Origin of the sequence: Bifidobacterium olomucense (assembly GCF_012932375.1) — a bacterium.
GTDB classification, from domain to species: Bacteria; Actinomycetota; Actinomycetes; order Actinomycetales; family Bifidobacteriaceae; genus Bifidobacterium; species Bifidobacterium olomucense.
In genome coordinates this window covers 127634-141925 of sequence record NZ_JAAIIG010000004.1, presented here as the reverse complement: position 1 = coordinate 141925, position 14292 = coordinate 127634, and the positions used below count along the sequence as shown (strand labels likewise).

The window sequence follows — 14292 nt, the reverse complement described above, 5'->3', positions numbered from 1 at the left end:
GCTGTCAGCTGTTGTCTGCGAGATTGCCTACTTGTCCAGCCTTGTGGGTGCCGGAGGCTAATTCCTTGAAAAGTTCCGTGTTCTTGGTGTCGTCAAGCAGCACCGATGAACCCACGCCATCCACGTAATAATCCGGGTCCGACCAGTACACGCTGCCTGAAATGCCTGAAGAGCCGGTGGCGTCCTTGAATGCCAACGCCATGGATAGCAAAGTGGATGGAGTGGCTTTCTCATCCACGGTCAACGCCTTCATCGAGGCATCGGCGACTTTGAACACCTTAGAAGGATTGGTCAGTGTCGAAGCGCTGGAGGCCTTCTTGACTATGGCGGAGATGACTTGACGCTGACGGGCGTTTCGGCCGAAATCACCTTGTACGTCGGCATAACGCATGCGGGAGAATGACAGGGCGGTCGCACCATTCGCGGTATGGCATCCCGCTTTCCAGTCGAGACCGGAATAGGCGTCCTGCACATCCTGGTCGTAACACAGCTCCACACCGCCCAAAGCGTCTACCACGTTCTGCAGTCCGCCGAATTTGACCTGCGCCACGTGATCGATCTTTTGTCCGGAAATTTGTTCGACTGTGCTCACCAGGCTCTGTTTGCTCACCAACTGTGCCACGGCATTGATTTTCATGTACTGGTCGTCGATGTTAATCAGGGAGTCGCGAGGAATGGAAATCAGTGAGCTTGGCCCGCTCTTTGGCTTGATCAACACAAGAATCGTGTCGGTGCGGAATCCGGAGATATCCTCTACGCCGCCATATTGGGTAGAGCCGTCGCGCTCATCGGAGCCTAGGATCAGCCAGGTCTGTGCCGGAGTGTCGGCCGCGTCGGTCAGCCAATCCGTTTTGGTGAGTCGCCCGTTCACCCAGTTCCATGCACTGAATACGGAAAGCACCAGCGCCGCCAGCAATACGGCGATCGCACAGGCTGTGATTCGTGCGGCATGGCGCTTGCGTGGCGTTGCAGCGGAGGATAAGGACCCGTACCCGGTGCCGATCGTCCCTGCCGATGCCTGCTTCAGGGAAACTTGTGACTTGGCGGCGGATAAAGGGGTTTGCCAGGCGCGTGCGATGTTGCTTGCCGAGCCAGAGGACCGGCGGGCAGCTGCGGGTGGAATGCTGCGTGGCACAGCCCCATCAGGTCGGCTGTTCGACGCGCCGTGGATCCTTGGCTGAGATGAAGGGGTCATGCTGGATCGAGATGTGTGTACAGGGTCGGCTTTCGCCGATGTTTGGGAACCGGCCACACGTCCGGCTCGACCGGCGTTGGGTGAAAAGCTGGGCGGAATTGCGCTGCCGGCTGTGCTCGATGCGCCGGCAGACGATGCTGTATGCGAGGTGGGATTGGCGTGATCGGAAGCACTGTGCCGGGTGCGTGCCCCATTGGCCGGGGCGTAGGATCGGGGCACTTGGCCGGAAGGACGTGTACGTCGGGCACCTGCGGGAATAAAGCTCGGCGGATTGTTCTGCGGATCCGCTCCACCTGATTCCTGCGTCATGCAAACCTCCCTTTAATGCCGATTGTCTGAAAGCCACTTTTACACAGTGTCTGCCGAATACCTCGACAGTGTGATGTTCCTGCGCAGGAACGGCACAATATCATTCGTGCGTCGTGTCATGGAACATGGTTTTGCGGCCGTGTGCCGGACTGCTCTCGTGCACAGAGCGTGTATAGCACAGATAAGAGAAAAATCAGGTAATGACACGAGACGGCATTTGACAAATGTGAAGTCACATGTGTGTAATTTAGTCCGTATGAAAAGCTCAATAGGCAAGGAGAATCGCATGTGGGGTGTGGTCGACGATTCAGCCGAAGAGCCGTTACGTGAACTGTGGGGCCTGTTCAGGCCGGATGGGGATGTCTCTTGGCAGCACAAGGCATTATGCGCGCAGACCGACCCTGAAGCGTTCTTCCCGGAGAAGGGTGGCTCCACCCGTGACGCCAAGCGGGTGTGCGCCAAGTGCGAGGTGCGGGAACAATGTCTGCAATGGGCCATCGACCACGATGAACGTTTTGGTATTTGGGGCGGAATGAGCGAACGCGAACGCCGCCGGTACAAAAGAGAGCACCGCGAACAGGCATGAGCTGGAAGGCTCTTTCATATACGGTGCGTACACTGGGGGGTTATGAATCCGACAGGTAACAGCGATATTCGCGAGGCGCTGGCGCAGGCTCTGGCCAATCGTCCGTACACGCACAGGCAGGATGTAGACGAGGGCGTGGCTGCCGTGGTCACTGTCGAAAACGATATGCGTTTCTTGGAACGCACGTTGGAAGCGCTGTTCACGCAGCTCACACTGCCCTCCCAGGTGATCATCGCCGACGCGTCGGGGCGTACGGGCCATGAGGAAACCAGTGCATTCGAGGTCATTCCTTCGCCGTCCGGACCGGTGACGCGTATGCCGCAGTCCAAACAGGTGACGGTTCGTATCGTATCGGCGCGGGGCGCGCGTTCCTTTGGCGACGCCGTGCAACGGGCATTGGACCATACCGAGCTTGACGCTGAAACCCGCGCGCTTTGGTTGTTGCATGACGATTCAAGACCCGGCGACAGCGCGTGTCTGGAGCGTCTGCTTGAAGCGTGGCGAAACACTCCGGGTGCCACGGTGCTGGGATGCAAGCAGTGCGATTGGGATGGTGAGCATCTGCATGATGTCGGTATGTATGCCGGCAAACATGCCGTGCATTCCCTAGTGGTGGACGGCGAACCGGATCAGGAACAGTATGATGGCCGCCAAGATGTATTTGCCGTGTCCTTGGCTGGCGCATTGGTGTCTTTGCAACAATTCATCAGGCTGCGTGGCGTGAACCCTTGGATGACCACATACAGCGAATCCATGGATTTCTGCCGTCGCGTATGTCTGAGCGGTGGTCGTGTGGTGGTGGTTCCACAGGCGCAGATCGCTCACCGTCGCGCTCGTTACGAGGGCGTCCGTACCCGTAACGGAGAACCTGTGGATCCCGATCACGTCGTCAATCCGGCTATGGCTGTGACTCGTTCGCAGCAGCGATACCTGTACACCGATAAAGCCATGTCATCTTGGATTTTGCTGTGGCTGTGGCGTTTGTTGCGTAGTTTTGGCATGGCACTTGCCATGTTGTTCAGCAAGAAGCCGTATCGGGCGTGGGTCGAACTGTGTCTGCCTTGGCTGGCTTTGTTCGCTGTTCCCGGCGCTATGCGCTCGCGGCGTCTCGTCGCAAGACAATCAAAGGTCTCCATGTCTTCGCTGCAGGTGCTCAGCGCAGATCAGCAGCAGATCCGCCAATTCCATGATCGGCGTGAAGCCTTCCTGAGCCAACGGGACGTGGTGCTGCTCAGTCCTTTGGAACGTGCCCATCTGCGCACCCGCGTGATTCGTCGCTGGAGTGGTGCCTTGGCCATGGCCTTGGTGTGTTTCATGTCCGTGGCGGCATTGTACTGGCCTGTGTTCCGAGGCGTGTTCTCCGATGGATCGATATATTCGGATGTGTTGCTGCCGACCGGCGCCAGTTATCGGCAGCTGGTGCAATCGGCCACCACGCAGTGGGTGTTCGGCGCAAGCATTCCCGCCCCTCCCGCTCCTTGGTTGCTGGTGCTTATGGCGGCTTCGCTGGTCACATTGGGTAATGTTTCCGCCGCGTTGTCGCTGATCCTGTTCTCTGCGGCACCATTGAGTGCTCTCTCGTTCTGGGCGTTGGCCGGCATATTCACCCGCTCCGACGTGGTACGTGTACTCGGCGGCCTGTTATGGGCTTCCACCGGCATTATGTTCGGTTGGTATGCGCAGGCCAATATGCCGATGCTTACGGTGATGGTGTTCCTTCCGGCGGCGTTCGCTTTCGTGTTCCGTGCCGTAGGCATGTACCACACGGAAGATCCGCTAGTGCCCCGGCCATCGGTGCAGGCCGCAGCCATAGGCGCGCTGTGTTTCATCCCGCCGATTGCCGCTGAACCCCAACTGCTGCTCGCCTTGATCGTGGCCTTCCCGGTGTTTTTGGTATTTGTGCGTCGTAAGCACGTCATGCTGCTGCTTATCCCGTTGCCTGCCGCGTTCGCGGTGGCTCCCACCATGCTCAATGCCATCCGTTACGCGAATCAGGGAATGTGGAGGCAGCTGTTCGCAGACATCACGATTCCGCAATCGGCGTTGAATGGCGAGCCCTCTTCCATGAGCTTGTTGCAATCGGTGCAACGTGCCTTGGACTGGCGCCTTGCACAGGGGGCGGCATCCGACATGGCAGTTGCCGTACTCTTCGGATTGATGACGCTGCTGGCTATCGCTTCGCTGGTATTGCCGTTTGCGCTACGCGCATCCCGACTGATGTGGGTGCTCATCGTCTGCGGTGGAGCGCTCGCCCTGGTCTCCGTCCGGGTGGCCATTGCCGTGGATGATGACGGTGTGGTGGCCGGATCCGCGCAGCCCGGTATCGCGCTGATGATTCTCGGTTTCCTTGCCTGCGCCTGTCTCGTGGCGGGGGGCGCGGTCAAACGGTTCCATCCCTTGCATGCATCGGCGTACGATGATGCCGGCACGCGTGCCGATGAGGCCCGTACCCGTAGACTGATTGTCTGTGGGCGTGCCCTGCTGGCGGTGGTTCTGGCTTGTTGCGTTGCAGCGCAATGCTGGTTCGGTTTGGAGCGTCATGCGGACGGCGGGCTTGGTGTTTCTCGGGATGGTTTGCCTATGGTGACCACTGATTACTTGAACTCGGGAGAGGACCACCGTGTACTTGCCGTGAGTGCCGAGACCCGCAACAGCGTCAACTATTCGATTATGCGCACCTCCCGCGGTGAGCTGATCGACAGTTCGCCGGTGCAAAGGGTGCGTGCCCTCGATGGAAAACCGGATGAGATTGATCAACAGCTGGCTCAGGCATGCGCCACATTGCTATCCAATCCGAATGAGCAGGCCATCGCGACAATCAGTGAGTTAGGTTTCGGCGGCATATACGTAGTTCCCGACTCTCGTTCGGCGGACAGTTCGCCGTATGAGCAGCTGAAAGCCAACATCGCGGCAACAGAGGGCACTCAATCATTGGTATCCACGGATACGGGCAGCTATTATCGGCTGACGCTACGTTCCTACTCCGAGCAGAACGTGGATACGTCGTGGCAGCAGCGTGCACAGCAAAGCGTCTGGCGGTATGCGTGGTTGGTGTGCTTGGCGGTGATAGTGGTGCTGTACTGCTTGGTGGCCGTACCGCGTAGACGTCTTACCCGAGGATTGGAGGAGCAAGCATGAGCAGAGGCAATGCTACCCGTCGTTCACGGCGTTCCCGGGTCTATACCGCAGTGTTGGGTGCCATCACCATGCTGGTGCTGTTGGCGTTATTTGCCGCGTTGATGATCATGCCGGTGCCAATCGCATGGGTGGATACCGTGCAAGCCAAAAACAATGCGCTTGGCCAGAGCGTCAGCACGACTCAGATAGAAAGCTATTGCCCGGCCCCGATGCAGTTGGCGGATACCGGTACATATGGCGACAGCGCCTTTCAAGCAACGGTAGGCAACCTGAGCACTCAGGAGCGGTTCGCGGCTTTTGGCTCGGTATACAGCGCAACGGTTTCGCCTATCGGCGCTGCTAGTGCCACGGAGCCGATCATAACGTTGAAGGACGGTGATCCTAGTGATGATGCGGATGTGAAAATCGGCACTCAATCCGATGCTCAGTCCGATTCACTCATCGATACGCATATGTTGCAGGCGGTGCAAGGAACCGGAACGGCAGGTACTGTTGTCTCCTGGGCGGATGAGGGCGATCTCAAGGGAGTGTCCGCCGCGTCGTGCACGGCTACCGCATTGAGCCGATCCTTCCTGCTTACTGGTACTGGCACCGGCACTACACAGCAGCTTGTGGTGGTCAATCCCTCTGCCAAGGCGACCACCGTGGATATCATGGCATGGGGTAGCGAACGGGCCGGGAAAATGGCGTTGTCCACCCAGTCGACGGTGTCGGTGCCCGCAAAGGGGGAGACGTCCGTCGATCTTTCGGCGGCTGCGGAAAAGCAAAACGGTCTGTACGTTACAGTCTCAAGCAAGGAGACTCCAATCGCCGCTATGGTGCGTACGGTTTCGATGGATGGCCTGACTTCGCAAGGCTCGGATTTCGCTGTGCCGTTGGCTGCCGAGTCCGATACCGCGGCAGTACCGGCAATTGCTTCAGGTGATGCGGTTACCGCTTATCTGTTTGCTCATGAGCAAACAAAAACCACGCTCTCATGGGTTACGAATCATGGTTTGGTATCTGCTAAGAATGTCGAGGTCGAGGCAGGCAAGGTCCAGATCGTAGATCTGGGCAAGGCACCAAATGGTGCGCTGGGCGTACTGTCCACCGCTGAGGACGCTCTGTCATTTTCAGTGCGGGCCGTCCGCTCCGGCGAGAACGGTCAGGCCGATTTCGCACTGGGGCAGGCCTCCGCGCCCGCCGCCTACTCGGGTCTGGCTCTTGCAGATGATGTGGATGCCGACGTGACGTTGGTCAATGTCACCAACGTGAAGCAGACGGTGACAATAACCGCTTACGATGAGACCGGCAAGAAAACAGACGACAGGGATATTACTCTTGACGCCAATTCGGCATGGTCCGACGCGGTCAGTGATCTGTCTCAGCATGATACGGTTGCCGCACTGCGATTGGAGGACAAATCCGGTGCCGTGGCTTGGGGCGTGCGTTTGGGCCGTGATGGTTTGGGAGACGGAGCCGTTGCCGGGTTGGCGATGGTCAATGCGTCCTCATTGATGCCGTCCACGGCGTACGTTTGGACGCGAGCCGACGACGCCATAGTTCGCTGATCGTCGGCTGACTGACCAGCGAACTATGGGTGGTGATCACAGACCCCAGTCCGGATCGATTTCTTCGGGTCGTCGGCCGTAGAGCTCAGCCACACGAGCTGCGATTTCATCCCGTATGGCCAGCTGCAGTTCAAGCTTGCTGCGTGCCTCGGTCTGCAATGGCATTCTATAGAGCACAACGCGAGCCGGAATGCCGTGACTGGCGGGGAAACAGCGCGAGGTCATGTTGGGTTCGGATTGCCAAGGGGCAGGATCAGAAGGCGGCACATCTTCGACGGCGAACTGGAGCGGGCGTATCAGCTCAGGCCAAGCCTCATGGAGTCGACGCACCTGTGCCGCCACCATATCATCAAACATGCCGGTACGAGTGCGATACCGAGGCAGACGTGTGCCGAACATCGGGGTTCGCATACCCCGTCCATGCCGGTTCCGATATACATGATTGGTCCAAGGTGGCTGAAGCATGGTTCCCACCATAGGCCAAGGCACAGGCAACTTGCGTTAGGATAGGTTCATTGGTAAAGGGCCAATGCTAATACCGACAAGGAGGTTTGACGCGATGATAGTGCATCACTGGACCGAACTTGATCTGGATAACGTATGCGCGCGCGTCAAGATATTTGGCTTTGACCTGGACAATACGCTTGCCAGCTCCAAACGGCCAATGGCTCCGGAGATGACGCAACGGTTCATCTCCTTGCTTGACCGGATTCCGATTGCACTGATTTCCGGCGGCAGCATGGAAGTGGTCACCTCTCAGGTATTGGATGAGCTCGGCGACGGGGCCCGACGGGAGCAGTTGCATGTCATGCCCACGTCGGGTTCACGATATTACCGGTGGAATGGCTCGCAGTGGTCTTTGATATACGCGCATGATTTGGACGCTGAGACGGTGCGCGTCGTGCGGTCCAGCTTGGAGAAGCACGCTAGGGCGCTTGGCTTGTGGGAGAAACAGGTTTGGGGGCCGCGTATTGAAAACAGAGGAAGTCAGATCACTTTTTCGGCGCTTGGCCAATATGCTCCGGTAGAAGTCAAACGGACTTGGGATATCGACAACACCAAGAAACAGGCGCTGGTTCGTGCGGTCAGCGGTGATTTGCCGAATCTGAGAGTACGTGCCGGAGGTTATTCCAGCGTAGATGTCAGCATGTATGGGCTGGACAAAGCGTACGCGGTACGTCGATTGGCTCAAATACTGTCCATTGAAACCAATGAGATTGCGTTCGTGGGAGACCGCATGTCCGCAGACGGCAACGATTATCCAGCGGTCGCCGCCGGAGCCGCAGGCATCACGGTACGTGAGCCGCAGGATACCCTGGCGCTGATGGACGCATTGCTGGCCTGTCTGGATACGTTCAGTGTAGGGCGGTGATATGCCATGTGCCCCGCGTCGATACCGGACATGCGCCATATGCGGCATGCGTGGCGCGGAGCGATTGATGCGGTGCGCGATGTACTGTTCCCTCGCGGATGCGCCGGCTGTGATATGCCGGATGCCGTGTTGTGCGAGGACTGCCTGGATATGTTCTCCGGTTGCAGGGAGCGCATACTAGGCGGCGAACCGATGGTGCGAGTCTGGTCGGCGGCGATATATCAAGGCTTGGTGCGTCATGCGGTGCTGGGATGGAAAGACCATGACGATGTGGAACTGGATGCCCCGTTGATGCATGTCGTCGTCGAGGTGACGAAACACGGTCTGCTGCCTTATCTGGACAGAGAAGCGGATGTGTATACCGGCAATGGTGTCGTAGCGGTGATTCCCGTGCCGTCATCTCCTGCATCGATACGACGTAGAGGACGGTATCACACGCTTCCGCTGGCATATGCTGTTGCATCGGCGCTTCGATCCGATGGCATCAATGCCCGTGTGAGCCGTGCGCTTGTTCACACGGCTGGTGGGCGAAAGTCAGTGCAGCAGATTTCTCCGACCCAACGTATGCAGCGTATATCCGGTCGCATTGTTGTAGATGCCTGTGATGAGGCGTATGGCGCATGTGACAAGGTGGTGCTCGTTGACGACATTGTCACTACAGGCGCTACATTGAAGGAATGTACCTATGCGCTGCGGCGGCAGGGTGTCAATGTGCTGGGAGCGGTAGTGCTGGCGGATGCCGTGGTGCCCCGATACGATGACGATTGCAACGGGTGAATGACATCGGTGACTGTACCCCAGATCGTTGGGGTCGCGCCATCGGGCATTGCATAATCGGCAAAACAGGGATTATCGGCGCACAACAGTGTGGTGTGTGGTGTGACGGCCAGACGTTTAATGGCGATCTCGCCATCTAATACTACGGCCACGATATCGCCATGATGAGCGGTTGCGGACTTATCCACAATGAGCAGATCACCATTGCGGATGCCGGCGTTCATCATGGAATCTCCGGCCATCTGCATCAGATACAACGTGTGGTCCGTGGTGTGGGACGTCATGGCATGTTGAGGCTGTGCCGCGGATGCCGATTCGTTCATGAGTGCTCACCTCCTCCTACAATATTAGTACATATGTTCGAATATTGTAGGAGGAGGTGCAACAACAGATAATGTCACATTGTTATGAGGCGGCAAAAAGAGGCGTCGCTATGATGCCGAAATATGATATTTCGGCAGTGTGATTTCGAAGTCGGCTCCTCGTTCATCGTCCACCACGCGGACAGTGCCTCCGTGCAGTTGTGCGGCCCAGCGTGCAATGGACAGTCCCAGTCCCGTGCCTCCGGATTCCGTGCCCGGGCCGGCTTTGCCGGTGACAAAACGTCGGAAGATGTTCGACCGATCGGCAGGAGCGATTTGCGAACCGAAATTGACGACATTGGTCACGACGGTACCGTAGTCAGCTTCTTCATGGGCTTCGATGAGAACCGTCGTCCCATCGGCGGAGTGTTTGAGTGCGTTGGCGATGATATTGGTGAACAGCTGGCGAAGTCGATCCTGATCACCTTCCATCATGATGTTGCCGGGAACCTCCAGATGGATGTCATGAGCGTGTCCTCCGTCGGCTATTTCCAGGGGTTCCACGGTCTCATCGAGGAATTCGGCGAAGTTGAACTGTTCGATGTTCAGACTTGCGGCACCGGCTTCCATGCGGCTCAGATCAAGCAGAAACGCGATGAGGTCGGAAAGCCGCTGGGTCTGGGTGAGAATACTCTCCAGATTAGCCGGTGTCGGCTCGGTGACGCCGTCGGCCATATTTTCCACCATGGCTTGTAGGGCGGAGACCGGGGTGCGTAGCTCGTGGCTGACGTTGGCGATCATGTCCAAACGCATCTTGTCGGCATGTTCAAGTTCTCCGGCCATTGCGTTGAAGGAACGGGCGAGCTGGCCGACCTCATCATGACGGTCCTGATCGATGTCTACACGTACGGTGTAATCGCCTTCGGCCATAGCTTCGGCCACGTCCCGCATCTGGCGCAGGGGAGCGGTGATACCTCGGGAGAAGAAGTAAGTGATGCCCAAAGCCACGATTAGCGTCAACGGCATGGCGATCCAACCGGACCATCCGAATTTCAGCAGGAACCAACACATGGCGAACGCTATGGCGGTGGCTACTACAATCAGAGCGCTCAATTCAAGTTTGAGCGAGGAGAAAAAATCGACCGGCTTGACACGTCTTTTGACGGTGTCAAGCCGGGGTTTGGGCTGCTGCTTGCTCATGCGGCCGGCGGCTCGAAGGCGTACCCGACACCATGCACGGTACGAATCGTATCGGCACCGAGTTTATGACGCAGTGCTTTGACATGACTGTCCACCGTGCGGGTGCCGGAGGCATCCACCCAGTCCCATACCTCTTCGAGCAGTTTTTCCCTGGTGAGCACGGATTTTGGCCTACGTGCCAAAGTGGCCAGCAGATCAAATTCGGTGGGGGTCAGATGCACTTGTTCGCCATTCATGGTGACGATACGCTGAGCAGGGTCGATGACCATGGAACCGAAATCGAGAATCTTCTCGTTCTCGGAGTTCTTGGCTATGACCTTGGCTCGCTCCACGCGGCGCAACAACGCCTTGCAACGGGCGATGAGCTCACGCATGGAGAACGGCTTGGTCATATAGTCATCTGCGCCGGCTCCGAGGCCGATAACCTTATCGGCCTCGTCGTCGCGTGCGGTGAGAATCAGCACCGGCACAGGCCTTTCGGCGACGATGCGCTTGGTGGCTTCAAGCCCGTCCATCACCGGCAACATGATGTCCATGATTACCAGATCAGGGCGCAGCTGTGCGGCAGCCTGGACGGCGGACGCACCATCTCCGGCTACGCGTGCCGTCCAGCCTTCGGCGGTGATGCGCTGGGCGATGGCTGTGGCGAGCGTAGGCTCATCCTCGACCACCAGCACCGTGCGCGGCGCTGTGTTCTGACGCGCTGTGGTATTGAGCATAAAAAGTTACCTTTCAGCCTTGACCTGTTCAGTCTTCTGGCTTCAAGAATACAACTCCAAGTGCTGGAACGGTGATCTTCGCGGAGAACGGGCGTGAATGGTATTCGCCCTCAACCGCCTCGAACGTGCCGTTGTGGATGTCCGATCCGCCGTATGCGGCGTCGTCGGAAGTGAATACTTCGGTCCACTTACCGCCGGTGGGCAGCGCCACTTGATAGTCGGACCAAGCTTCACCGGAGAAATTGACCACCACGGCCAAGGTTTCACCCTTGGCGCCGATGCGCAGGAAACTCAGCGTATTGTGATCGGCGTCATCGCTCGTAAGCCATTCGAATCCGGCTGGGTCGAAGTCTTGGCTCCACAGGGCCGGATTGGCCTTGTAGAAGGCGTTGAGGTCGGCCACATACTTCTGGATCTGGCGATGTTCCTCCCAGTTCAGGCAATCCCAGTCGATAGAGGCGTCGTGGTTCCACTCGCCCCATTGGGCTAGCTCGTTGCCCATGAACGAGAGTTTCTTGCCCGGATGGGCCCACTGGTATCCGAACAGGGAGCGGACCCCCGCCAACTTCTGCCAGCCGTTGCCAGGCATCTTGCCATATACGGATCCCTTGCCGTACACGACCTCGTCATGGCTGATCGGCAGCACGTAATGTTCGGAGTAGGCATACACCATGGAGAAGGTGATCTCACCATGATGCCATTTGCGGTTGATGGGTTCCTCGTGCAGATACTGCAGCGTATCGTGCATCCAACCCATGTTCCACTTCAAGCCGAAACCGATGCCGCCGGCGGAGGTGGGGGCGGTGATGCCCGGCCATGCGGTGGATTCCTCGGCGATCATCATGATGCCCGGGTTGTTCTTGTACGCTGTGGCGGTGGCTTCCTTGAGGAAGTCGATGGCTTCCAGGTTCTCGCGTCCGCCGTAGATGTTCGGCCTCCACTGGCCGGGCTCGCGGCTGTAGTCGAGGTAGAGCATGGAGCTGACGGCGTCTACGCGCAACGCGTCGATATGCAGATCCTCAAGCCAGAACAGGGCGTTGGCCACGAGGAAGTTGCGCACCTCGCGACGGCCGAAGTTGAACACGTAGGTGCCCCAATCCGGGTGTTCACCACGCAACGGGTCGGGATCCTCGTACAACGGGGTTCCGTCGAACCGGCCGAGAGCGAAAGCATCCTTCGGGAAGTGGGCGGGCACCCAGTCCATGATCACGCCGATGCCGGCCTGATGGAGCTGATCCACCAGATAGCGGAAGTCGTCGGGGGAGCCGAGGCGAGAGTCCACCGCATAATAACCGGTGACCTGATAGCCCCAAGAGCCGGAGAACGGGTGCTGGGCCAGCGGCATGAACTCGACGTGCGTGAAACCTTCCTGCTTGACGTAGTCCACCAGCTCGGTGGCCAGTTCGCGGTAGGTCAGGCCCTTGCGCCAGCTGCCGGCATGGACCTCGTAGATGGCGACGGGGCCATCGTGCGGGTTGGTCGCACGACGATGCTGCATCCATGCGTCGTCACCCCACTCATAGGTGGATTCGGTGACGATGGAAGCGGTGTTCGGCGGAACCTCGTGCTGGCGTTCCATCGGATCGGCCTTCATCTCCCACACATAATTGGCGTTGAGAATCTGGAACTTGTATGCTTCGCCTGCTCCGACGCCGGGGATGAAGATCTCCCATACGCCGGAGGACCCCAAGGCTCGCATGGCGTGACGTCGGCCGTCCCACGCGTTGAAGTTGCCGACCACGCGTACGGCATGGGCGTTTGGCGCCCATACGGAGAAAGCGGTGCCCGTGACCTGTTCGCCGGGCGTGCCATCGGCTCCGCCCATCGGATCGTCGAAGCGCAGCACATGTGCGCCAAGAGCCTCCCAAAGCTTCTCATGACGTCCTTCACCGAACAGGTAGGTGTCCATGTCGCCGAGCGTGGGCAGATAGCGGTAGGGATCGTCTTCGACGAGCACTTCGCCGTCCTCCCACTCGGTGCGGACGCGATAGTCCGGAATGGTCGGTTCCTTCTTGGTGCCGGCGGCGGGAACGGTGGTAACAAACACGCCGTTGTGTTCGTGAGTCATCGCATATTCGCCATCCTGGGTGATGACGGTCACCGACTTGGCCAGCGGACGGAGCACTCGAATGGTGGCGGTGTCCGCATACTTGCCGGTGCCGAGATGCCCGCCGAGTACCGCATGGGGATTGTAGAACTCAGCGTTGCTGACCGCGTCAAGTTCGCTTTGGGCGACAGGCGCGGTGACGGTATCTTCCTTGATCTTCGTTTCTTTAGCCATGTCCCAAAGTCTACGTGCGTCGAGTGGAAAATGCCGTATTGTCGCTCAAAAAATGGCGAATTTGAGCCACTTACGGCGTGTTGCCGGTCTGTGAGCGCTCTCAATGGCGAGGTCTTGGCCTCATGGCATAATCAATCGAGTTTTTGTGTGTAAGCCGAACAGTTCTCGGAGGGTACATGTCTTACAAAGTCGGCGATATGGTCGTCTATCCACGTCATGGAGCAGCGAAGGTGGAGGCCATCACCGAGCGGACTGTCAAAGGTGTGACGCGCGAATACCTGCAGCTATCGGTGCTTTCATCCGACGGTTTGGTGATCAATGTCCCGGTGGATAACGCCAAAAAAGTAGGTGTACGAGATATTGTCTCCGCTTCGGAAGTGGCCAAGGTATTTGAGATTCTGCGCACGCCGATCATCGAAAAGGAAATGAACTGGTCTCGCCGGTATAAGCTGAACGTCGAGAAGATTGCCACGGGCGATGTCAACAAAATTGCCGAAGTGGTGAGGGATCTTGCGCAGCGTGATGTGGATGAACACGGTCTGTCCGCCGGAGAGAAGCGTATGCTGACCAAGGCCCGCGCCATTCTTACCTCGGAGATCGCATTGTCGGAGAAGATCGACGAGACTGAGGCTCAGCGGCTGCTTGATGTGAATCTGGGGTATGAGCCCGCTCAGCCAGGTGATGAAAAGCATCACACTGCCGAGCCGGAAGAGGCGGCCCCTGATACTCTGGCTCGTGTTGAGGCGCAGAAGAAATCCAAGAAGAAGTGATGTATGGGCCTCGGTTCATCGGAGACGGTGACCGGGGCCTTTCTATTTATGCCTGCTGTACCGTGTTCGCGTCTGTACTGGAAGGAACTCGTC

12 protein-coding genes are annotated in these 14292 nt (G+C 58.1%); 6 read left to right on the top strand and 6 right to left on the bottom strand.

The features are described 5' to 3' along the window. Nucleotides 1-4: 4 nt before the first annotated feature. Nucleotides 5-1504 carry an LCP family protein gene (locus tag G1C97_RS12500; RefSeq protein WP_169240999.1) on the bottom strand — a complete coding sequence of 500 codons (1500 nt, stop codon included), beginning with the start codon at nt 1502-1504 and terminating at the stop codon, nt 5-7. Nucleotides 1505-1790: 286 nt separating this feature from the next. On the opposite strand from G1C97_RS12500, the gene G1C97_RS06060 reads away from it, so the two are divergent. The 3 genes from G1C97_RS06060 to G1C97_RS06050 are packed head-to-tail and all read left to right on the top strand — an operon-like array spanning nt 1791 to nt 6778. Further along, on the top strand, nt 1791-2090 hold the full coding sequence (locus tag G1C97_RS06060) for a WhiB family transcriptional regulator (RefSeq protein ID WP_100496009.1): 300 nt from the start codon (nt 1791-1793) through the stop codon (nt 2088-2090). Nucleotides 2091-2132: 42 nt separating this feature from the next. Further along, entirely contained in the window at nt 2133-5228 is a 3096-nt protein-coding gene (locus G1C97_RS06055; RefSeq protein WP_169240998.1) for a glycosyltransferase family 2 protein, read from the top strand. Further along, nucleotides 5225-6778: a DUF5719 family protein gene (locus tag G1C97_RS06050; protein ID WP_169240997.1), complete on the top strand. Its 1554-nt coding sequence runs from the start codon at nt 5225-5227 to the stop codon at nt 6776-6778. Before G1C97_RS06055 ends, G1C97_RS06050 begins: the two co-directional genes overlap by 4 nt. A gap of 36 nt (nt 6779-6814) precedes the next feature. Here the strand turns inward: G1C97_RS06050 and G1C97_RS06045 are convergent, their stop codons facing one another. Next, nucleotides 6815-7243: a metallopeptidase family protein gene (locus G1C97_RS06045; RefSeq protein ID WP_169240996.1), complete on the bottom strand. Its 429-nt coding sequence runs from the start codon at nt 7241-7243 to the stop codon at nt 6815-6817. A gap of 94 nt (nt 7244-7337) precedes the next feature. Here G1C97_RS06045 and G1C97_RS06040 point away from each other — a divergent pair, with 94 nt between their 5' ends. Then, a complete protein-coding gene (locus G1C97_RS06040) occupies nt 7338-8150 on the top strand; it encodes an HAD-IIB family hydrolase (RefSeq protein WP_169240995.1) in 813 nt (270 codons plus the stop codon). Between the two features lie 30 nt (nt 8151-8180). Then, the gene (locus G1C97_RS06035; protein WP_240951028.1) at nt 8181-8927 is read left to right on the top strand and encodes a ComF family protein; all 747 of its coding nucleotides are present in this window, start codon (nt 8181-8183) and stop codon (nt 8925-8927) included. On the opposite strand, the gene G1C97_RS06030 is transcribed toward G1C97_RS06035, so the two are convergent. The 4 genes from G1C97_RS06030 to glgB all read right to left on the bottom strand — a co-directional run bounded on the left by G1C97_RS06030 (nt 8834) and on the right by glgB (nt 13429). Then, nucleotides 8834-9250: a LexA family protein gene (locus tag G1C97_RS06030; protein WP_240951027.1), complete on the bottom strand. Its 417-nt coding sequence runs from the start codon at nt 9248-9250 to the stop codon at nt 8834-8836. The genes G1C97_RS06035 and G1C97_RS06030 overlap by 94 nt on opposite strands. A 108-nt stretch (nt 9251-9358) precedes the next feature. After that, the gene (locus tag G1C97_RS06025) at nt 9359-10429 is read right to left on the bottom strand and encodes a sensor histidine kinase (RefSeq protein WP_169240994.1); all 1071 of its coding nucleotides are present in this window, start codon (nt 10427-10429) and stop codon (nt 9359-9361) included. After that, on the bottom strand, nt 10426-11148 hold the full coding sequence (locus tag G1C97_RS06020; protein WP_100496003.1) for a response regulator transcription factor: 723 nt from the start codon (nt 11146-11148) through the stop codon (nt 10426-10428). The genes G1C97_RS06025 and G1C97_RS06020 overlap by 4 nt, the downstream gene beginning before the upstream one ends. Nucleotides 11149-11176: 28 nt before the next feature. Next, nucleotides 11177-13429, bottom strand: coding sequence for a 1,4-alpha-glucan branching protein GlgB (glgB, locus tag G1C97_RS06015; RefSeq protein ID WP_169240993.1), 2253 nt, complete (start codon nt 13427-13429; stop codon nt 11177-11179). A 176-nt stretch (nt 13430-13605) separates the two neighbouring features. Here glgB and G1C97_RS06010 point away from each other — a divergent pair, with 176 nt between their 5' ends. After that, a complete protein-coding gene (locus tag G1C97_RS06010; protein WP_100496001.1) occupies nt 13606-14199 on the top strand; it encodes a CarD family transcriptional regulator in 594 nt (197 codons plus the stop codon). The last annotated feature ends 93 nt before the right edge of the window (nt 14200-14292 follow it).

Coding starts and splice junctions, on each gene's coding strand:
- G1C97_RS06030 (WP_240951027.1), bottom strand. CDS start 9,250: ATGAACGAATCGGCATCCGCGGCACAGCCTCAACATGCCATGACGTCC.
- G1C97_RS06035 (WP_240951028.1), top strand. CDS start 8,181: ATGCGCCATATGCGGCATGCGTGGCGCGGAGCGATTGATGCGGTGCGC.
- G1C97_RS06045 (WP_169240996.1), bottom strand. CDS start 7,243: ATGCTTCAGCCACCTTGGACCAATCATGTATATCGGAACCGGCATGGA.
- G1C97_RS06055 (WP_169240998.1), top strand. CDS start 2,133: ATGAATCCGACAGGTAACAGCGATATTCGCGAGGCGCTGGCGCAGGCT.
- G1C97_RS12500 (WP_169240999.1), bottom strand. CDS start 1,504: ATGACGCAGGAATCAGGTGGAGCGGATCCGCAGAACAATCCGCCGAGC.
- glgB (WP_169240993.1), bottom strand. CDS start 13,429: ATGGCTAAAGAAACGAAGATCAAGGAAGATACCGTCACCGCGCCTGTC.
- G1C97_RS06040 (WP_169240995.1), top strand. CDS start 7,338: ATGATAGTGCATCACTGGACCGAACTTGATCTGGATAACGTATGCGCG.
- G1C97_RS06025 (WP_169240994.1), bottom strand. CDS start 10,429: ATGAGCAAGCAGCAGCCCAAACCCCGGCTTGACACCGTCAAAAGACGT.
- G1C97_RS06050 (WP_169240997.1), top strand. CDS start 5,225: ATGAGCAGAGGCAATGCTACCCGTCGTTCACGGCGTTCCCGGGTCTAT.
- G1C97_RS06060 (WP_100496009.1), top strand. CDS start 1,791: ATGTGGGGTGTGGTCGACGATTCAGCCGAAGAGCCGTTACGTGAACTG.
- G1C97_RS06020 (WP_100496003.1), bottom strand. CDS start 11,148: ATGCTCAATACCACAGCGCGTCAGAACACAGCGCCGCGCACGGTGCTG.
- G1C97_RS06010 (WP_100496001.1), top strand. CDS start 13,606: ATGTCTTACAAAGTCGGCGATATGGTCGTCTATCCACGTCATGGAGCA.